Raw genomic sequence first — 20,408 nt, forward strand, 5'->3', positions numbered from 1 at the left:
CACGCGAATCGTTGTATCTGAACCGAACGGTTTATAGTTTTAGGGGATCATCTAACCAAGGAGAACCCATGACAGAGACAGCCGCCATCCTTCGCACGGGCCGCAAATTCGATCAGGTTTTGCGTGGCGCCCGAGAGGTTTTCATGGCGGATGGGTTCGAGGGTGCAAGCGTCGATGACATCGCGCGCGCGGCCGGAGTGTCCAAGGCGACGCTCTACAGTTATTTCCCCGACAAACGGCTTTTGTTCATGGAGGTCGCGCAGACCGAGTGCAAACGTCTGGCCGAAAACGTCATCTCGATGATCGACGATTCTAAACCGGCGCGCGAGGTTCTGACGATCACTGCAACTCAATTGACTGCGTTTCTGGTGTCCGACTTTTCGCAACAGGTTTTCCGGATCTGCGTGGCCGAACGCGACCGGTTCCCCGAGCTTGGCATGGCATTTTTCGAAGCCGGACCTCAGAACGGCCAGCGTCACATGGTCGAGTATCTGGAAAAGGCCGTTCAAAAAGGCGAACTGGCCATCGAAGACGTCCAGATCGCGGCGGAACAATTCTCGGAACTGTGCAAGGTGCGTATTTGGACCAAGGCCGCATTGGGCATTCAGACCCGATTTAGCCAACCGGAAATCGACGAAATCGCGCTGCAGGCCGTGGACATGTTCATGGCCCGCTACGGGGTCTGATCAAGATTTGAGCAGGCCTGCCGGCTTTTGCCCAAACAAGATCCGGCTGCGCAGTTGATGTTTGACAGGTTGACCGTTCTGGAAAACCATCGAACAGATACAGCGAAGGCCCTGTGACCCTTGACCAGTGTGAACACCAGCTTCTTCCGCCGACTGAACGACCTGCTCGCTCAGATTTATCCCGATCATGATCAAGCCGAACTGACCCGCCGGATCACCGAAGCCTTTTGGCCAGCGGGGACGCACCGGCGCAAACAGGGGCGCAAGCCGGGCAACAAGCTATGGTCGGAAAAAGACAGCGTCCTGATCACCTATGGCAACTCGATCGAGGATCAGGTCCACAAGCCACTGGACTTGTTGCATGATTTTCTAACCCGGCATCTAAGTGGCGTAGTGAACGGGGTCCACATCCTGCCGTTCTTTCCGTTCACCTCGGATGACGGGTTCGCGGTATCCGACTACTACTCCGTCAGCCCGCAACTGGGGGATTGGACGGATATCACCCGGATCGCTGGCGACTTTCACCTGATGTCCGATCTGGTACTTAACCATGTCTCAAGCCAGGGCGCGTGGTTCACCAATTTCCTGCAGGGCAAATCCCCGCACGACAAGTTCTTTTTCGAAGCCTCGCCCGAGGATGATCTGTCGCAGGTCGTGCGTCCCCGCACCACACCCCTGCTGCGGCAGGTCGAGACAAATCAGGGCGAAAAATACGTATGGTGCACCTTCAGCCACGATCAGGTGGATCTGGATTTCTCGAACCCCGAAGTGCTGATCGAAATGCTGCGGATCATTCGCCTGCATATAGACAAGGGCGTGCGGATCCTGCGGCTGGATGCGGTGGCCTTTGTCTGGAAAGAGATCGGCAGCAATTGCATTCACCTGCCGCAGACTCATGCCATCGTGCAATTGCTGCGGTTGCTATGTGACTACACCACCGAAACGCTGGTACTGCTGACCGAGACGAACGTGCCGCGCACAGAAAACCTCAGCTATTTCGGCAACCGGAACGAGGCGCACGCGGTTTACAATTTCCCTCTACCACCGCTGATCCTGCACGCGATGCAATCAGGTACGGCGCAGTATCTGCGTGAATGGCAGGCCGCGATGCCGCCCGCGCAATTGGGCTGTGCCTATCTGAATTTCACCGCCAGCCATGATGGCATCGGGATGCGCCCCGCCGAAGGGGTTCTGCCCCCCGAAGAAAAAGAGCGCATGATCGACACGGTTCGCCGGATCGGCGGGCTGGTGTCGATGCGGGCGCTGCCGGACGGGCGCGAAGAACCCTATGAGCTGAACTGCGGGTATTTCGAGTCGATGCGCGAGACCTTTACCGGTGAGGATCAATATCATCTGGCCCGGTTCATCTGCTCACAAACCATCGTCATGTCCCTGGAGGGGATACCGGCCTTTTACATCCACTCTCTGCTGGCCACGCCCAACGATCACGAGGCGGTTGAGCGGCGCGGGATGAACCGGGCGATCAACCGGCACCGCTGGCATTACCCTGATCTGTTGGCGCGTTTGGCCGATCCGGGGTCCAAACAGGCACTGGTGTTGTCAGAGCTGTCGCGCCGTTTGCGCCTGCGGTCGCAGCAGGCGGCATTCCACCCGAATGCCACGCAGTTTACTCTACGGCTGGACGACCGCGTGTTCGGTATCTGGCGGCAGAGCCTGGACCGCAGCCAGTCGATCTTTGCGCTGCACAATGTCTCGGGTGAGCAGGTGCATGTCAGCCCCGCCGAGATCAACATGATCGCCGAGGAAGTCTGGACCGACGCCCTGACCGGCGAGATTCTGGCCACCAACGGCCCCGAAATCGTGCTGGCACCGTATCAGTGCCGTTGGATTACGAACGCGGCGTGAACTCGGCCAGATCGTCGGACACCGCGGCCTTCAGGCGCAGCAAAAATTCAGGGTCCGCCGAGTGGACGCGGTTCCATGTCGGGATGAACGGCGTTTCGTGCGGATTGTCGAGGAAAACCTGACCGGCGCGAATGATATTTTCCGCAAAAAGCTCGATGGATTTCTCTTCCTTGTGCCGGTCCAGTTCCAGCCCATTCATTTTGGCGTCGGTATAGTAGCCTTCCAGCAGGTCCAGCGCGGATCGGTAGTAGGTGGCCTTGAGCGTGCGGAAGGTGTTGGGCGTGAACACGGTGCCATCAGCAGCCAGTTTGCGGAAGATCGCCTTGCAAATATCGGTAGACATGCGGCTGAGGCCACGGTTTGCGTCCTCTGGCGACAGGTCCTGATGTTTGTGGTCGTAATTGTCAGCGATCTCGACCTGGCAGACGGATTTTGGTGCCAGATTGCGCCATGCCTCGGACAGAACGCCGATCTCCAAACCCCAATCCGATGGGATGCGCAGGTCGGGCAGGGTGGGCGTGCGGATCGCGAACTCGCCCGACAGTGGATAGCGGAAGCTGCGCAGGTAATCGAGGTAGTCTCGATCGCCGATCACTTTCTTCAGCGCAATCAGCAGCGGACTAACCAGCAGACGGGTCACGCGCCCGTTTAGTTTGCCCTCGCCAATGCGGGGATAAAACCCCTTGGCCATCTGGAACGGAAAGGTCGGATTGACGACCGGATAGACCAGACGGTCCAGCATTTGCCGGTCATAGGTCACGATATCGCAGTCATGGATCGCCATGACCGAGCTGTCGGCGCAGGCCAGCAGGTAACCGATACAGGACCAGACATTCTTACCCTTACCGGGTTCCTGCGGAGCCAGCCCAAGCTCCTGCAGATGCGATTGCAACTTGGTCAAACGCGGGCTGTCATTCCAGATCACCGCGTGGTTCTGCGGCAGGTCGGCAAAGAAGGAGCGGGCGTGGCGGTACTGCGCCTCATCCGCCTGATCCAGACCAATGATGATGCGATGCAGATAAGGCACTTGCGCCAGTTCCTTCAGAATGCCTGCCAGCGCCGGGCCTTCCAGTTCGGAATAGAGGCAGGGCAGGATCAGGGTGATCTTGCGCGTCTCGGCAAAGACCGAGATTTCATGCGCCAGTTGTCCGGCCGGTCTGCTGCGCAGGTTGTGCAGGGTGGTGATGTTTCCGTTCTGGTGAAAATCTGCCATGTCTGGTGCCTTTTCTGGGTCAGAGCCCTGCCGTCAGCGTCAGGATCGCGTCGGACCAGCCGCGCGGGCCGCTCTGGGTTGTTCTAAGGACCCGCGCCTCGATCTCGGGCGGGAAGGGGGGCATCGACGGGCCGTCCGGATTGGCAATGACCACACCCTGATCGGCTGCGCGGATCATTTCGCTATCGTTGGGGGCATCACCCAAGGCGTTGGTGCGTGCAGGTTTCAGATGACCGACGATTTCATTCATCGCGTCCGCTTTGGTCGCACCAAATGAAAGGGTCAAAAACCGCCCGCCTTGCCGCGCGTGCAGCCCCGCGCGCTCGGCTGCTGACAGAAACTGCTGCAAGCCAGCCTCTGACCCGGTCCACCGGCCCGGCTCGCTGAACTTGCGCCTCTTGGCAAGGGTAGCTTGCGCAAGGTTCAGACCAGTTTGCTTTGCCACTTCCTTGTCGGTCAGGTCGCCAAAGCCGACAAAACCCGACGGCAGAGTTTTTAGCAGGGACCGAAGACGCGGATAGCAATCGTCGTCCCCATCCGTTGTTCCGGGCCAAAGTACACCGGCCCCGTTTTCAACGATGGCGGGCATGTGGCTCAGGCCCATCTCCTGCTGCAAAGGCCGGATTTCCGCAGCCGTCTTGCTGCTGGCCAAAACCAGTCCTGCACCCAATTCCGTCAGCCGGGCAAGTCCTGGTCTGGCAGCTTCCCAGCTATAGTCGTGGTGATCCAGTAACGTGCCATCCAGATCGGAAAACACCAGAAGGGGCAGGGCAGGGGCAGCGGCATCGTTCATTTCTATGAAAGTAGAAATCTGCAGATGCGTGATGTAAATCCGTGCTGACGAATTTTCCATCAAACCGAACGCCCGCGCCTAATTTTTAGGCACAGACATCTAGGCTCATTCGATGAATGTCCTGGCCAGCCGGTCGCTGATCGGTTGCGACAGATAGCTGATCACTGCGCGTTCCCCCGTGTTGACGAACAGATCGGCGGGCATACCGGGCACCAGCTCCAGCGCGGCGACCTCCTGCGGCTGCTGGGCATCCAGCTTGACCCGCGCCTTGTAGTAAGGCTCGCCCGTACGCTCATCCTCGAGCGCATCCGCCGAAATATCGAATATCCGACCGCTTGCCTCAGGCACGTCCGCCTGCGCGAAAGCCGAAAGGCGAATGCGCGTGGACTGACCAATCCGCAGCTTGTCTATATCACCGGTCTTGACCCGCGCCTCGACGATCAGAGCTTGATCGGTGGGAACGATTTCCATGATCGGCTCACCCGGGCGGATCACGCCGCCTGCCGTTGTAATACCAAGGTTCACAACCCGCCCACTGGTGGGCGCCAGAACCTGCGCGCGCTTCAGCCGCGCCAGTGTTCCCGCGAATTGCGGTCGGATCAGATCCAGTTGCGCCTCAACCACCGCCAGTTCTCCGGCGATGACCTCATCCCGCAGCTTTTGCTGACTGAGCAAGGAAAGCTCCAACTCCTGCACCTGGTCCTCGGCTTGCGCGATCTGGGTGCGCAACGAAGCATCAACGCCGCCAAGACGCTCCAGCTCGATCTGCCGGGCACTGACCCGCGTGACGGCGACCAGACCCTTAGCCAGCAACGATTGCAGGTTCGTCAGTTCGACTTGCGTGATGTCCATCTGGTTCTGCGTTGTGTGTCGTTGTTCGTTCAGCCCGGCAATCTGGTTGCGCAATCCGGTGATCCGTTGCGCGTTGATCTGTGCTTCGGTGCGCCGCGCACGGGCTTCGGCGTCGAAAAGCTGTTTCTGGGTCAGGAACGGGGACACCCAATGCAATCGCTCCATCCCTTGGCGAAACCCGGTCAGAGCGGTGGCCTCGTCGAACGCGTCCTGTCCGCTCATCTGCGCCAGCAGGCGGGCACGGCGGACCGAAAGCTCTCCCAATTGGCTGCCCTGCAAGCTGAGGTCGACGTCAATCTCGGTACTGTCGAGTTGCACCAGGGGTTGGCCGGCCTCGACGAATTGCCCGTCCGCCACCAGGATGGAGTGGATGATGCCGCCTTCCAGATGCTCGACTGTCTTGCGGTCGCCCTCAACCACGAAAGAGGCGGGCGCAACCACTGCCCCGTCCAGTTTCGACGCAAAGGCCCAATAGACGCTGCCCCCGACAAACACTGCCAGAGTGAACAGTCCGAACAGGACATACCGCCCGATGCTGGGTGATGTGTCGGTGATCTCTTGCAACTGCGCCTGGCGGAACCCGACGGCATTGCGGGAAGGAGTGTATTTGATCAGTTCCGTCATTGGGCCGCTCCTGTGATCTGAGTTTCGTTGGCCGGACGTGGGGGTGTCTGCAGCACGTTACGGCTGTTCACCTTCAACACGTCCTGTTTGTCGCCAAACTGGGCTTGGCTGCCGCTGCGCAGAACCAACACCTTGTTGGCAGCCTGCAACGTGGCCGGGCGGTGGGTCATGACAATCGCAATTGCACCCCGTTCCTGCACAGCAAGCAACGCATCGCGCAGGGCCTGTTCACCCTCGGCATCCAGATCCGAGTTCGGTTCGTCCAGCACCAGCACAAACGGATCGCCATACAGCGCCCGGGCCAGAGCCAGCCGCTGACGCTGACCGCCGGACAGAACGAACCCTTGGCCGATGCGGGTTTCGTACCCGTCGGGCAGGCTGCTTATCAACTCATGCACGCCGGCTTCACGCGCAGCGCGCAGCACCTCGGCATCGTCAATGGCGGTCGAGAACCGGCCGATATTCTCGCGAATGGTGCCGTCGAACAATTCCACGTCCTGCGGCAGGTAGCCGATCTGGTTACCCAGATCCTCTGAATTCCATTTCGACATCGGGCTGCCATCCAGCAGGACCTCGCCCCGTTGCGGATGCCAGATACCTGCCAGCATCTTGCCTAAAGTGGTCTTGCCCGACCCGCTTTGGCCGATCACGGCCAGAACGTCACCGGCTGTCAGGCTGAAATCGATCCCGCGCAGAGTTGCGTTCAATGCTCGTGGGGGCGCCGCCTGCGCGATCCGGACGCCCAGAGATTTGAACGCACGCGGCAGGTGCAGATTGGGCGGTGTCTCGGCGAAATCTTCGGTCAGTTGCCGGATTTTGCTGTACGACCCACGCGCCGCCAGAAAAGTGCGCCACTGGCCGATCAACTGATCAATCGGAGCCAGCGCGCGGGCCAGAACGATGGTCGCAGCGATCATCACACCCGCCGTGGATTCTCCGGTGATTGCCAGCGCGGCGCCCAATCCCAGAGCCGCGGACTGCAGAACCATACGAATGGTTTTTGACATCACCGAAAAGCTGGCGATCCGATCCGCAGCGCGGGTTTTATGCTGATGGGCATCCGCCTGCAGGGCAGTCCAGCGGCGCACCAGATCGTCCTTCATTCCCAACGCGTGAACCAGCTCGGCGTTTCTGTCGCTGGTTTTGAACAGCGCGTCCGAGCGGCCCCGCGCCTGCGATGCCTGCTGCATCGGCGCACGAGCCCGGGCGTTGTTGATCAGCGCCATAAGGGTCAGGATAACCGCCCCGGCCAGGCCAAGCAGACCCAGATAAGGATGCAGCACGTACAAAACCATCAGATAGATGGGAATCCACGGCGCATCAAAGAAAGCGGTAAGCGTTGTGCCCGAGATGAACTCGCGGAACCCGTTCACATCCTCGACCAGGTTTTCACCGGCCTCACTCTCACCCTGTACCCGACGGCGCATGGCAGCGCCAAGAACAGGTGCGCCGACGCTCAGCTCGAACCGAGCGGCCAGACGGCCAAGGATGCGCATCCGCATCAGGTCGAGGCAGGCAATCACCACGAAAACCCCGGCCAGTAGCAGCGACAGGGCGATCAGGGTGTCAGGGTTCTGGCTGGTCAGCACGCGGTCATAGACCTGCAGCATGTAGAGCGGCCCGGCCAGCATCAGAAGGTTCAGAAAAAGGCTGAAGACCGCGACCGCAACAAAGCCTTTGCGCAGCGACCCCCAGGCGGTTTTGACGGGATTGGCGTTCTGGAACATGTCTTGGACCCTTTCCGGTAAGAAAAACGGGGCGACCAAAGGCCGCCCCGCTGCTGCTCGATCAAGCGACGAAGTCGTCTTCGGTCAGATCAGCGCTGTTCACACCTGCCAAGCGAACCGAACCTTCGCCGCAGAACGAGATCACGGCGTCGTTGCCGTCTTGCGCAACACTCACCGCACCTCCGAAGTCGGGACCGAAATCACCGAACTGCAGCTGATCGATTCCGACCTCAAAGTCCTGGATCACATCGGTGCCGAAGTTTGCTCCGAAGGTGAACGTGTCCGCTCCGGCTCCGCCGATGAGGATGTCATCGCCCCCTTCGCCCGAGATCAGGTCATCACCTGCGCCGCCGTTCAGCACACTGGCCAGATCGCTGCCAACGATCACGTCGCCATCATCGGACCCGACGACGTTTTCGATGGAACGCAGCACATCGGTCTCGATCTGGTTGTCGATGACGTCCTGACCGATCACGCCGGTCCCGCCAGTGGCATTCACATCCAGCGTCGCGCCTGCATCGACCAACGTGTCCTGAACCACAGGACCGTTCGCACCCGCCGGGGCGTTGTGCAGATGGATCGCCGAAACCACACCCGGGATCGGGGTGTTCAGATCCGCCTCATTCAGGCCAACAACGCTCAGCTCACTGGAATAGGTGACCACACCCGTGTTCAGGTCTTGCGTGATGACAACCGAGGCTTCACCTGTTGCCTCGCTGTCCGAGGTCGGCCCCGGTTCCTGCGACGCATCCAGACCACCGCTGAGCGTGACTGTCCGGATGCCATTCACGGTTTCAATGCTATCGACTAGAAGCTGCCCGCGAATTTCCCCGCCGGGGAAGTCTGCGGTGTGGATGTTGTAGTAGAGGTTGCCCAGGATGGCTTCCTCAACAAACCACGCGGCATCCGGTATGTTCGATCCGAACTGGTCCGGGTCATCAACTACCGCATCGGTGACAGAGACGGTAAAGCCGGTGTCTCGGGTCGCAGTGCCATTGCCGTTGGCGTCCAGACGGACCTCAACCGCAACATCCAGATCCGAGAAATCGGCCGTGTCGATGCCTTCGCCACCGTCGATAAAGTCGTTGCCCAGACCACCGGTCAGAACATTGTCCGCATCGCCCGCGATCAGCACATCATCGCCTGCGCCACCTGAGATATCACCATTGGTGGTTCCCAGATCGACAAAGATGTCATCGCCAGCGCCCAGCAGAACGTTGCCGTTGATCACACCTTCGTCGTCATTGACGATGGTCACGGCGCCCGCATCTGATGCGTCGATTGCATTGACGGTGCCGCGGATCTCACCTTCGTTCAGGATTGCGCCCAACAGGTTCAGGCCGCCATCCACACGGATACCTGCGGCGGCGTCCGAGTCTTCCGACCCTGCGATCAGGCCTTCGTTGACCACAACTCCGGCAAAAGACGCATCGTCCTGATTGGTGAACAGGCGCAGGCCGTCGCCGACCTGATTGCCCTCAACCGCGTCACCGCGCCCCTGGAACGTGCCTTCGTTGACAACAACTGCCGACACCACATCACCCGGGACGTCCCCGGTTTGCAGCGAAACAGCCGAGCCGTTGTTGCCGTCGCCAGCATCCACAAGACCGGTGTTGGTGAAGCTGTAATTGTCAGCCGTGCCATCGGCATACACCGTGCCGTTGCGCTGGTTACCGGTGCCAAGGATGTCGCCTTCGTTCACGACCTCAAGCCCGTCACCGTCAATGTTCAGCGCCCGACTGTCCGACGTCACGGTGCCACGGTTGACGAAGGACCCGCCCGCGTGATCGCCAGTGCCGAAATACACACCGTTCTGAACTCCCGCGAACAGGCCTGTTTCCTTGTTGACCAACTGGCCCTGGAAGTTGACGTTGTTCACAGCGCGGAATGCACCAACAGTGTTATTGGCGCCCTCAGACGTGACCGATCCGGTGTTGGTGATGGTGCCGGCAAACAGGGCAGGGCCAAAGCCGCCGCCTTCCAGTCGCGCACCTTCCAGACGGATGCCGTCTCCGGCTGTGCCAAGACCGGCACCTGCGTTACCTCGACCGGCGATGGTGCCGTCGTTTGTGATCTCGACCTCGCCATTACCCTCGTCAGACAGTGACAGAGAGATACCCGCACCGTTATTGCCATCACCTGCGTCAATGCTGCCTGTCGCAAGGTTGTTGATCGAATAGTCGCGCGCCGTGTCATCGGCATAGACCGTACCGTTGCGCTGATCACCGGTGCCCAGAATGTCACCGCCATTGATCAGATCAACGCCCGAGCCGTCGATATTCACCGCACGGCTGCCCGACTGGATGGTGCCAAAGTTCAGCACGTCCAAGTCATGTTCGCCATTACCGATATACAGACCATTGCGCGGGCCTTCGATCACACCGGTCGAGGTGTTCAGGATTTCCCCTTCAGTATTCGCCCCATCCGCGATGCGGATACCAGCGGCGGTGCCCTGATTGCTCTCGGTGGAAATCAGGCCACTGTTGATGATCTCGGTTTCCAGAATGGTGCCTTCCGCGCCATCGTCGATGCGAATGCCATCTCCGGCCAGCCCGGTGTTCGATGCGGCCTGACCACGGCCCTGAATAGTCGCGCCGAAACCGTTAAAGACGTCAGTTTCCACACGGTCTCCAACCTCATCACCAACCTGCAGTGAAATACCAGCGCCTGCGTTGCCTTCACCCGCGTCAATGGTGCCGCCCGTGAAATTCGAAATCGAAACATCCTCGGCGGTGCTGTTTGTATAGATCGTGCCGTTGCGCTGGTCGCCGGTGCCGATGATGTCGCCAAAGTTGCGCACATCGACGCCTTGGCCCTGAATATCGACCGCGCGGCTGTCCGAACTGATCACACCACCGCGGAAGTTATCGAGACTGCCCGAGCTGTCGGGACCTGCAAATTGTACGCCGTTGAACTCAGCCGCGATCTCACCGAAGTTTCGTACCGAAGCGCTGCCGGTGACCTGAACGCCGGTCGCCAGCGCGTCGGGGCCATTGTTGGCCTCGATCCGGCCCGAGCGGAAGTTGAAGACATCGACGTCCTGACCCTGCGCCAGAACCGCCGCAACTGCGTTGTTGGTGACGATCTCGCCGAAATTCAGCAGACGCGAGGCATCATTGGCCAGAACAAAGGCCGGGGTGTCATCGACAACCGTGCTTTGGAAGAAGTTGTTGATAAGGGTTTGGCCGTCGCGGGTTGTCTCTTGCGCCAAGGTGGACGTGGTCAAAAGACGGGCGCGTAGGCTTTCTATAAATTGGGACAGCATGGGGGACTCCATCATGGGTTTGCGTCTTGCGGCCCGCCCGATGGTCTGGGCGCTCCACGTAGCAAAGGGGTAGGACCCGCTGCCCGTCAGCTAAAATTCATCCTGCGAATTGGGGGTATAACCAACGCAAATAGTCACGGCTCTCGTGATATCCGGCTTCAACGCAACGTGTGTTTTCAACGGGTTACGCAACCTCCGGCGCACGCGCGAAACTATTCGATGGCGCGTTTTGACGGATTTGTCAGCGATTGTGATCCCGAATTCCTACTGCCTTGCCCCGAGCGGCGTATGTTAAGAGCATCCCCGCGGGGTCGAAACACGCAGCACCGGTTTACGACCATGAATTTCAGAGATTTGGAATATGTCCTTGCCATCGCCAAACATGGCCAGTTCAGCCAGGCCGCCGTGGCCTGCAACGTTTCGCAGCCCGCAATGTCCAATCAGGTCAAAAAGCTCGAGCAGGAATTGGGTACCGACCTATTTCTGCGCCTCAACAACGAAGTGCGCCCGACCGCCTGCGGCGACCGCGTAATAGCCATAGCCCAACGCATCCTGAAAGACGCCCAGACCATCCGGGACACTGCTACCCAGTTCCGTGACCCCGAGGCTGTCCCGTTCCACGTAGGTATGACTCCGACGCTGGCCCCTTATCTGACGCAGTATTTTTCGGAACTGTTCAGCACATTGTTCCCCAACATGCGGGTTACGATGGTCGAAGACCTGCCGCAGAACATGTTGCGAATGGTCGAAGATCACACTCTGGATGTGGCGCTGGTGGCCAAGGTCAACACGGCGGCGACGCTGGATTTCACCTCAATCTGGACAGAACCCCTGTTTCTGGCTGTCCGCGAAGGTCACCCACTGTGCCATTTGCCGTCGATCGCGCCCGAGGACGTGCCCGCCCACGATTTCATTCGGTTGCCGCACAGTTTTGGCTATGATCTGGAAGACCGCTTGCCCAAGTCGGACCCTGTACACCGGGTCGGCAAACGGTTCGACCTGAGCGCCCTTCGGTTCGAGACGATCTGCCGCCATATCTGCCACTCGGACGATTGCACCATTGTCTCGGCGCTGGCAGCCGAACAGTTCAGACGCGACAGGTGGCCCCTGTGCTTTGTGCCCTTCGACGCACCGGGAAACCTGCGCAACCTTGGAGCGGTGACGCGCCCCGGCTGTCCACGCCGACCGCTGCTGGACCGTATCGGCACCTATATCAACGCGACACCGCCCGTCGGCGTCACTCCAACCTTTTCGGGGTGATGCCATCCCAAAGGTCGTGATACCGCCTTGGCGGTCACAAAACTGACCGCTCAAAACCCACATCTCAAAGGCTCTTTTTCGACGAGAGGGTGCGGTCGGGTCACCTTAAAATCTACTTGCCCATATCATCCAAAAAGCCGAACGTGTCGGTGTATCCAGCCGGTTTGCCAACTGCCCGCGACGTCCTGCGCAAGTCAGTTGACAATGGATTTTGTATTTTGGATACATTGGGCAGAGATTTCGCGGCGATCAGAGTCGTCCAAGAATGCTCTGACCACAAAGAGCAACGCGAATGTCTGTATAAAAACCATTTTTGGGAGACCCACATGAAACTGAAACTAATGGCCGCAACTGCTGCGATCGCCTTGTCGGCTGCCGCGGCACAAGCGAACACGCTGGTCTATTGCTCGGAAGGCTCGCCCGAAGGCTTCGACCCGGCCCTGTTCACCGCCGGCACAACCTTTGACGCCTCTTCGCACCCGATCTACAACCGCCTGCTCGAGTTCGAAACCGGCACCACCAACGTGATCCCCGGCCTGGCCGAAAGCGTCGAGGCCAGCGATGACGGTCTGGAATACACTTTCAAACTGCGTCAGGGCGTCAAGTTCCACTCGAACGACGAATTCACCCCGACCCGTGATTTCAACGCGGATGACGTGATCTTCTCGTTCATGCGCCAGAAGGACGAAGGCCACCCGTACAACCAGATTTCGGGCGGCACGTGGGAATACTTCCAGGGCATGGGTATGCCGGAACTGGTCGAGTCCATCGAGAAGATTGACGACTACACGGTGAAATTCACCCTGACCAAGCCCGAAGCGCCTTTTGTCGCCAACATGGCGATGGACTTCGCCTCGATCCTGTCTGCCGAATACGCGGATGCGATGATGGCAGCGGGCACACCTGAAAAGCTGAACACCGCACCGATCGGCACCGGTCCGTTCTCGTTCGTGGCCTATCAGAAGGACGCGGTGATCCGCTATGCTCAGAATGCCGACTACTGGAAAGACCCGGCGGCTGTTGAAAACCTGATCTTCGCCATTACCCCGGATGCTTCGGTTCGCTACCAAAAGCTGAAGGCAGGCGAATGCCACATCATGCCCTATCCGAACCCCGCCGACATTCAGGCGATGAAGGATGACGCGGACATCAACATGATGGAGCAAGAGGGCCTGAACGTCGGCTATCTGGCTTACAACACCACCATGGAGCCGTTCGACAACCCGAACGTCCGCAAGGCGCTGAACATGGCGATCGACAAGAACGCCATCATCGACGTGGTGTTCCAAGGTTCGGGCCAGGTTGCCAAGAACCCGATCCCGCCGACCATGTGGGGCTATAACGACGCGATCACCGACGACGCCTATGATCCCGAAGCGGCCAAGGCGATGCTGGAAGCCGAAGGCGTGTCCGATCTGTCGATGAAGATCTGGGCAATGCCGGTGCAGCGTCCCTATAACCCGAACGCTCGCCGTATGGCCGAACTGATCCAGGCCGACTTCGACAAGATCGGTGTTGGTGTCGAGATTGTCTCGTATGAATGGGGTGAGTACCTGTCGCGCTCGAAAGAACTGAACCGCGATGGTGCCGTTCTGCTGGGCTGGACCGGGGACAACGGTGACCCAGACAACTTCCTGGCCGTTCTGCTGGGCTGTGACGGCCGCGAAGCGTCGAACCGCGCACAATGGTGCCACCAGCCGTTCGAAGACCTGATCCTGAAGGCCAAACAGACCACCGATCAGGCCGAGCGCGCCAAACTGTACGAAGAGGCTCAGGTCGTCTTCAAAGAGCAGGCACCCTGGGCGACTATCGCACACTCGGTTGTCTTCATGCCGATGCGCAACGAAGTGCAGGGCTACAAGGTGCACCCGCTGGGCGGCCATATCTTCTATGGCGTAAGCGTCGAGTAAATCACCACTCACTGACCGGAGCCGCCATCGGCGGCTCCGGTTTTCTTTTTGGGAGGTCGGCGTCAATGCCGGATTTGTCCGAGTACCGTCAACTGGCAAAGGACATGTCAGTGGATGCCGTGGCGCTTGTGCCCGGTCCGAATTTCACCCGCGCTTTGGGAAAACCCTTCATGAGCCACGAACGGCCCTTTGTGGTCGTGATCCCGGCCGAAGGGGCGCCAGCCGCGGTAGTCCCCAATCTTGAGCTTGGGTCATGGGAACTGGTCGGGTTCGAAGGCGCTGTCTTCGACTGGTTCGATCAGACCGGCTATGACGACGCATTTGCGGCGCTGGCCGATCATATGCCGCTGACGTCACTAGCCGTCGAAGGGCAGGTGATGCGGGTCTTTGTGTCCAAAGCATTCACCAACGCGCTGCCAAACCTGCGCATCGTGGATGCCGAGCGCGAAATTTCCGGCCTGCGGATTTGCAAAACCGAAACCGATATCGCAGCAATGCAGGCGGCAATTGATATCTCGGAACGTGCGTTGGCCCGCGTGATCGCGGATGTGCGCGTTGGTCAGACCGAGGTTCAGATCGAGCAAGCCCTTATTCAAGCCCTATTTGCCGAAGGCGCGGCCTCGCTGGCTTTTGCGCCGATCGTTACCGCGGGGGATAACTCGGCGCGGCCCCATGGCAAGGCGCGTGCGGATTACCGGATCAAACCGGGCGACGCGCTGCTGTTTGATTTTGGCGCCCGCAAACACGGGTTTGCCGCCGATATAACCCGCACCTTCTTTGTGGCCGAGGTCTCTGACGAGGGCAGGGACGTCTACGATACCGTTCTGCGCGCCAACCTCGCCGGGTTCGAGGCCTGCCGCCCCGGCGTCACAGCACACGATATCGACGACGCGGTGATCAGCGTGCTCGAAGCCTCGCCCTATGCCGACCGCATCCGTACCAAGACGGGTCACGGTTTGGGCCGCGACGTTCACGAAGCACCGTACATTATGCGCGGAAATGACCAGAAAATCCTGCCTGGCATGGTCTGGACCAATGAACCGGGTCTTTATGAACTGGACAATTTCGGCGTACGCATAGAAGATGACGTGCTTGTTACCGAGGATGGCTGCCGGTCTCTGACCAGCTTTCCCAAAGATCTCACAATCATAGGTCGCTGATGTTTGGCTACTTACTCACACGCCTTGGCATGTTCGTTCCGACATTTCTGGGCGTGACACTGATTTCCTTCATGTTCATCCGGGTTCTGCCCGGTGACCCCATCATCGTCATGGCTGGCGAACGCGGCATGACCGAAGAACGCTATCAGGAGATGGTCGAGAAGCTGGGCTTCGACAAACCGGTCCTGCAGCAATATTGGGACTACCTCGTTGGCGTCCTGCACGGTGATCTGGGCGAAAGCTTTGTCACCAAGAAACCGGTCTGGGATGAATTCTTTGCCCTGTTCCCTGCAACATTGGAATTGTCGATCTGCGCGATGATCTTTGCGGTGGCTCTTGGCTTGCCCGCCGGTGTGATTGCTGCCGTGAACCGGGGCAAGTTCTTTGACCGGGCGCTGATGTCCTCGGCACTGGTCGGCTATTCGATGCCGATCTTCTGGTGGGCCCTGCTGCTGATCATCGTGTTTTCGGGCAATCTGGGCTGGACGCCGGTCTCGGGCCGGATTGACCTGCTGTATTACTTCCCAAGCGTCACCGGCTTTATGCTGATTGACAGTCTGCTGTCGGGGCAGCCCGGAGCGTTTGGATCTGCCGTCCGTCACCTGATCCTGCCGACCATCGTTCTGGGCACCATTCCGCTGGCGGTGATCGCGCGCCAGACACGCTCGGCCATGTTGGAAGTGCTGGGCGAGGATTACATCCGCACCGCCCGCGCCAAGGGCCTTTCGCCTTCGCGGATCAACGGACTGCACGCCCTGCGTAACGCTCTGATCCCGGTGATCACAGTGATCGGCCTGTCAGTTGGTACGCTTTTGGCTGGCGCAATCCTAACCGAGACGATCTTTAGCTGGCCGGGCATCGGCAAATGGATGGTAGACAGCATTTTCCGCCGCGACTACCCGGTGGTGCAGGGCGGTCTGCTGATGATCGCCGTGATCGTGATGCTGGTGAACCTGCTGGTCGATGTCCTCTATGGCATCATCAACCCCAAAATCCGGAGGCGGTGATGGCTGAACTTTCCGCAAACGCGCCCAAAACCGAAGACCGCCCCAGCGCCCTGCGCGAGTTCTGGTATTACTTCAGCGAAAACCGCGGTGCCGTGTTCGGGCTGTGGGTCTTCCTGGCCTTTGTCTTCTGTGCCGCTTTCGCGCCCCTGTTGGCGCCCTATGACCCGACCGAGCAGTTCCGCAATCACATCCTCCAGCCCCCCGCATGGCAAGAGGGCGGTAGCTGGGCCTTCCCGTTGGGCACCGATCCGCTGGGGCGGGATATGCTGTCGCGGCTGATCATGGGGTCACGCTATTCCTTCTTCGTCGGCATCGTCGTGGTCTGTGTGGCCGTGACGGGCGGTGTGATTATCGGGCTGCTGTCCGGTTTCGCGCCGAAATGGGTCGATACGCTGATCATGCGGGTGATGGACATCATCCTGTCCTTCCCGTCACTGCTGCTGGCGCTGGTGCTGGTTGCGATCCTTGGCCCGTCTCTGACCAACGCGATGATCGCCATCGCCATCGTGTTCCAGCCTCACTACGTGCGCCTGACCCGCGCCTCGGTGCTGTCGGAGCGGCAGAAAGACTACGTGACTTCGGCCCGTGTGGCCGGAGCAGGCAAAGCACGGCTGATGTTCAAGACCGTGCTGCCCAACTGTCTGGCCCCGATCATCGTGCAGGCGGCGCTGTCGTTTTCGACCGCCATTCTGGACGCCGCCGCCCTTGGCTTTCTGGGCATGGGCGCGCAGCCGCCCACACCGGAATGGGGCACCATGCTGGCCGAAGCGCGTGAGTTCATTCTGCGCGCTTGGTGGGTCGTGACCTTCCCTGGCCTGGCCATCCTAGTCACGGTGTTGGCCATCAACTTGATGGGCGACGGTCTGCGCGATGCGCTGGACCCGAAACTGAAGCGGAGCTGACGACATGAGCCTGTTGGATATCCGAAACCTCACCGTCGAATTCGCCACCGCTTCGGGCAAGTTCCGCGCCGTGGACGGAGTGGACCTGTCCGTCGACAAGGGCGAGCTGATGGCCATTGTCGGCGAAAGCGGCTCGGGCAAGTCCGTGTCGATGCTGGCGCTAATGGGGCTGCTGCCCTGGACCGCCACGATCACCGCTGACCAGCTGAGTTTCGAAGGCATCGACCTGACCAAAATCTCGGCCCGCGACCGGCGCAAGATCATCGGCAAAGACATCGCGATGATCTTTCAGGAACCGATGTCCTCGCTGAACCCCTGTTTCACAGTTGGTTTTCAGATCAAAGAGGCATTGCGCATCCACCTGGGTCTGAACCGCAAAGAGCGCCACCAGCGCGCGATTGAGCTGTTCGATCAGGTCGGTATCCCGGCCCCGGAAAGCCGTCTGAACACCTTCCCGCACCAAATGTCGGGCGGGATGAACCAACGGGTGATGATCGCCATGGCCATCGCCTGCAAACCCAAGCTGCTGATCGCGGATGAACCGACAACAGCGCTGGACGTGACCATTCAGGCGCAGATCCTGGACCTGCTGGTCCGATTGCGCGATGAGCAGGGCATGGGTCTGGTTCTGATCACTCACGATATGGGTGTCGTCGCTGAGACGGCCGAGCGGGTGCAGGTGCAATATGCCGGTCAAAAGGTGGAAGAACAGCCCGTCAAGGACTTGTTCCGCACGCCGCGCCATCCCTACACGTCGGCCTTGCTGAGCGCGCTTCCGGAACGGGCGACATCGAAGATGTTGCCGACCATTCCAGGCGTGGTGCCCGGTCAGTTCGACCGGCCCAAAGGGTGCCTGTTCAGCCCCAGATGCCAATATGCCGACGACCTCTGCCGGTCTTTGCCACCGACGCCCCACAGCGCAGAGTATGGCAAAGCCCGCTGCCACTATGTTGAAAAGATAACCGCCGGAGAACTGGCATGACCGCCCCCATTGTTCAGGCCAGTTCGTTGGCCAGGTTCTACACCGTCAAAGGCGGTCTTCTGTCGAAACCGGCGACGGTAAAGGCTTTGTCCGGCGTTGATTTCGATCTGCAACCCGGCAAGACACTCGCCATTGTCGGCGAGTCCGGTTGTGGGAAATCGACACTGGCGCGCGTTGTGACGATGATCGAAGAGCCGACCTCGGGCAGCCTGACCATTGACGGCGTCGACATCACCCCATCGAAATGGGCGCAGATGCGCGAGACGGTGCAGATCGTGTTTCAGGATCCCTATGGCTCACTCAATCCGCGCCAGAGGATCGGGCAGATCCTGCAGGAACCGCTGATCATCAATCGCCCTGACATGTCGGCGGCCGACCGCGAGGCGCGGGCGCGTGAGATGATCGACCTCGTGGGGCTACGTCCCGAACATTATGACCGCTATCCGCACATGTTCTCGGGCGGGCAGCGCCAGCGTATCGCCATCGCGCGGGCGCTGATGCTGAACCCCAAGGTGTTGGTGCTGGATGAACCGGTCTCGGCGCTGGATGTCTCGATTCAGTCGCAGATTCTGAACCTTCTGGTCGAGCTGCAGGAGCGCCTGAATCTCGCCTATCTGTTCATCTCGCACGACCTTTCGGTGGTGAAACATTTCGCCGATGACGTGATCGTCATGTATTTGGGTCGGGCCGTCGAAAAGGCCCCGAAAGAGCAGTTGTTCGCAGCCCCCCGGCACCCCTATTCCAAGGCGCTGCTTTCGACGACCCCGCGTGCCGACCCCGAAGCACGGAAAGAGCGGATCAAGCTGGAAGGTGAGCTGCCCTCACCGATGAACATCCCCCAGGGCTGCGCCTTTGCGCAACGCTGCTGGCTGGCGACCGAGGAATGCCGTGCTGCCCCGCCCGAACTCAGCGGCGAGACGCATCAGGTGGCCTGTCTGCACCCTCTGGATTGATCGGGTTTACTCGCCCTTTCGCGTGGCAATAACCATTTCCAGCAACTGGTCCTTGGTCCGCTGAATATGCCGGGTCAGCAGGGCACAAGCGTCCTCGACCCGGCCATCGCGGGCCATTGACAACAGCTCCCGATGGTCATTCTTGGCCGGTTCGCGCTGTTCCATGACGCTCAGGTGCATTCGGACATACCGGTCAGATTGGACATTGACCCGTTGCAGGATTTCATTGCTCAAGCCCCGCCCCGCGGCGGCATAAAGCGCCATGTGGTATTCGTTGTTGAGGGTACCCCACCGGCCTACATCGTAGGCGTCATAGGATTTTTCCATCTCATCCAAAATCCGGTCACATTCAACTAAATCAGCTTCGGTCATCTGCGGGATGGCGCGTTGAAACAGGTCCACTTCCAGCAGCACGCGCAGATCGAAAATCTCTCCGATTTCCGACAGGGAATGCTTGGTGACCGATGCCCCGCGATTGTTGGTCAGTTGCACAAGACCTTCAGCATCCAGCCGCTTCAGCGCCTCACGGATCGGCATTCGCGAAACGTCGTAATCCTCGGCCAGAGCTTCCTGCCGAATGGTCTCTCCCTCGGCCATTTCACCGCTCAGAATCCGCTCGCGCAGATCATTGGTGATGACATCCGGCAGGCTTTGCCGGGGGATTGCGCGGGTTCTGGGCATATGCTCTGTCTCGGGTGAAGAAAACTTGTATCCAAAATACAAAAGTAGTGGTCGATTTCCAAGTCCCATACAAGCCGCGATTGCGAACAGGTGACTCATTGCGTTCGACAAAAGCTCAAAGGGACTTCAATCCGGTTTCACATCCTTCCTGCAAGCTGGTTGCTGCGATCAACACGAGAGAATCGGCGAATGTACGTAAATACCTATAGCCAATGTGAAAATCCAAACCATCGGTTGGACTAATTGAATTATTTGCAAAAATCACGCTCGATTCGGCGAAACTGCTATTTCGGCGTTAGGCCTTGTTGTGAACATATTCCAACCCCCTATGCCGCCTGTTGCAGGAGCATTGCGCTCGGTTAGCCTCTCGGATTTTGCCGTAGCCCCAAGCAGAGGATCATCGATCAACTTAGCTGATATACGTTCCTCTGCCGTGGGGGTGTTCAACTCAGACACCTAAACACGCCATCACCAAGGACGACGAAATGACTCATCACTCTCCCATTACTGCGAATGAGCGTGTTTAT

The 20,408-nt window shown here is 59.4% G+C and carries 15 protein-coding genes; 9 read left to right on the plus strand and 6 right to left on the minus strand.

What is annotated here, in order from left to right; all coding sequences use genetic code 11:
• Window positions 1-68: 68 nt before the first annotated feature.
• Window positions 69-686, plus strand: coding sequence for a TetR/AcrR family transcriptional regulator (locus GOX63_RS14665; protein WP_170546204.1), 618 nt, complete (start codon window positions 69-71; stop codon window positions 684-686).
• A gap of 120 nt (window positions 687-806) precedes the next feature.
• Entirely contained in the window at window positions 807-2,552 is a 1,746-nt protein-coding gene (locus GOX63_RS14670) for a sugar phosphorylase (RefSeq protein ID WP_174826797.1), read from the plus strand.
• Here GOX63_RS14670 and GOX63_RS14675 read toward each other — a convergent pair.
• The 5 genes from GOX63_RS14675 to GOX63_RS14695 form a co-directional block, all read right to left on the minus strand.
• Window positions 2,536-3,765, minus strand: coding sequence for a glycosyl transferase (locus tag GOX63_RS14675; protein WP_170326444.1), 1,230 nt, complete (start codon window positions 3,763-3,765; stop codon window positions 2,536-2,538). The two genes, GOX63_RS14670 and GOX63_RS14675, sit on opposite strands and share 17 nt — an antisense overlap.
• Before the next feature lie 19 nt (window positions 3,766-3,784).
• The gene (locus GOX63_RS14680) at window positions 3,785-4,618 is read right to left on the minus strand and encodes an HAD-IIB family hydrolase (protein WP_367646717.1); all 834 of its coding nucleotides are present in this window, start codon (window positions 4,616-4,618) and stop codon (window positions 3,785-3,787) included.
• A gap of 45 nt (window positions 4,619-4,663) precedes the next feature.
• On the minus strand, window positions 4,664-6,034 hold the full coding sequence (locus GOX63_RS14685; protein WP_170326443.1) for an HlyD family type I secretion periplasmic adaptor subunit: 1,371 nt from the start codon (window positions 6,032-6,034) through the stop codon (window positions 4,664-4,666).
• On the minus strand, window positions 6,031-7,761 hold the full coding sequence (locus tag GOX63_RS14690) for a type I secretion system permease/ATPase (protein WP_170326442.1): 1,731 nt from the start codon (window positions 7,759-7,761) through the stop codon (window positions 6,031-6,033). The genes GOX63_RS14685 and GOX63_RS14690 overlap by 4 nt, the downstream gene beginning before the upstream one ends.
• 61 nt (window positions 7,762-7,822) lie before the next feature.
• Entirely contained in the window at window positions 7,823-11,026 is a 3,204-nt protein-coding gene (locus GOX63_RS14695; RefSeq protein ID WP_170326441.1) for a beta strand repeat-containing protein, read from the minus strand.
• Window positions 11,027-11,365: 339 nt separating this feature from the next.
• Here GOX63_RS14695 and GOX63_RS14700 point away from each other — a divergent pair, with 339 nt between their 5' ends.
• The 7 genes from GOX63_RS14700 to GOX63_RS14730 all read left to right on the plus strand — a co-directional run bounded on the left by GOX63_RS14700 (window position 11,366) and on the right by GOX63_RS14730 (window position 19,200).
• Window positions 11,366-12,286: a LysR family transcriptional regulator gene (locus GOX63_RS14700; RefSeq protein ID WP_170326440.1), complete on the plus strand. Its 921-nt coding sequence runs from the start codon at window positions 11,366-11,368 to the stop codon at window positions 12,284-12,286.
• Window positions 12,287-12,612: 326 nt separating this feature from the next.
• A complete protein-coding gene (locus GOX63_RS14705; protein ID WP_170326439.1) occupies window positions 12,613-14,196 on the plus strand; it encodes an ABC transporter substrate-binding protein in 1,584 nt (527 codons plus the stop codon).
• 65 nt (window positions 14,197-14,261) lie between these two features.
• Window positions 14,262-15,356: a M24 family metallopeptidase gene (locus GOX63_RS14710; RefSeq protein WP_170326438.1), complete on the plus strand. Its 1,095-nt coding sequence runs from the start codon at window positions 14,262-14,264 to the stop codon at window positions 15,354-15,356.
• A complete protein-coding gene (locus tag GOX63_RS14715) occupies window positions 15,356-16,363 on the plus strand; it encodes an ABC transporter permease subunit (protein WP_170326437.1) in 1,008 nt (335 codons plus the stop codon). The genes GOX63_RS14710 and GOX63_RS14715 overlap by 1 nt, the downstream gene beginning before the upstream one ends.
• Window positions 16,363-17,265 carry an ABC transporter permease subunit gene (locus tag GOX63_RS14720; protein ID WP_170326436.1) on the plus strand — a complete coding sequence of 301 codons (903 nt, stop codon included), beginning with the start codon at window positions 16,363-16,365 and terminating at the stop codon, window positions 17,263-17,265. The genes GOX63_RS14715 and GOX63_RS14720 overlap by 1 nt, the downstream gene beginning before the upstream one ends.
• A 4-nt stretch (window positions 17,266-17,269) precedes the next feature.
• Window positions 17,270-18,247 (plus strand): ABC transporter ATP-binding protein, encoded by a 978-nt coding sequence (locus GOX63_RS14725; RefSeq protein ID WP_170326435.1) that lies wholly within the window; start codon window positions 17,270-17,272, stop codon window positions 18,245-18,247.
• The gene (locus tag GOX63_RS14730; protein ID WP_170326434.1) at window positions 18,244-19,200 is read left to right on the plus strand and encodes an ABC transporter ATP-binding protein; all 957 of its coding nucleotides are present in this window, start codon (window positions 18,244-18,246) and stop codon (window positions 19,198-19,200) included. The genes GOX63_RS14725 and GOX63_RS14730 overlap by 4 nt, the downstream gene beginning before the upstream one ends.
• Window positions 19,201-19,206: 6 nt before the next feature.
• Here GOX63_RS14730 and GOX63_RS14735 read toward each other — a convergent pair whose 3' ends face one another.
• Entirely contained in the window at window positions 19,207-19,881 is a 675-nt protein-coding gene (locus GOX63_RS14735) for a GntR family transcriptional regulator (RefSeq protein WP_170326433.1), read from the minus strand.
• Window positions 19,882-20,408 lie beyond the last annotated feature (527 nt).

This window comes from Ruegeria arenilitoris (assembly GCF_013031355.1).
Taxonomy (GTDB): domain Bacteria; phylum Pseudomonadota; class Alphaproteobacteria; order Rhodobacterales; family Rhodobacteraceae; genus Ruegeria; species Ruegeria arenilitoris_C.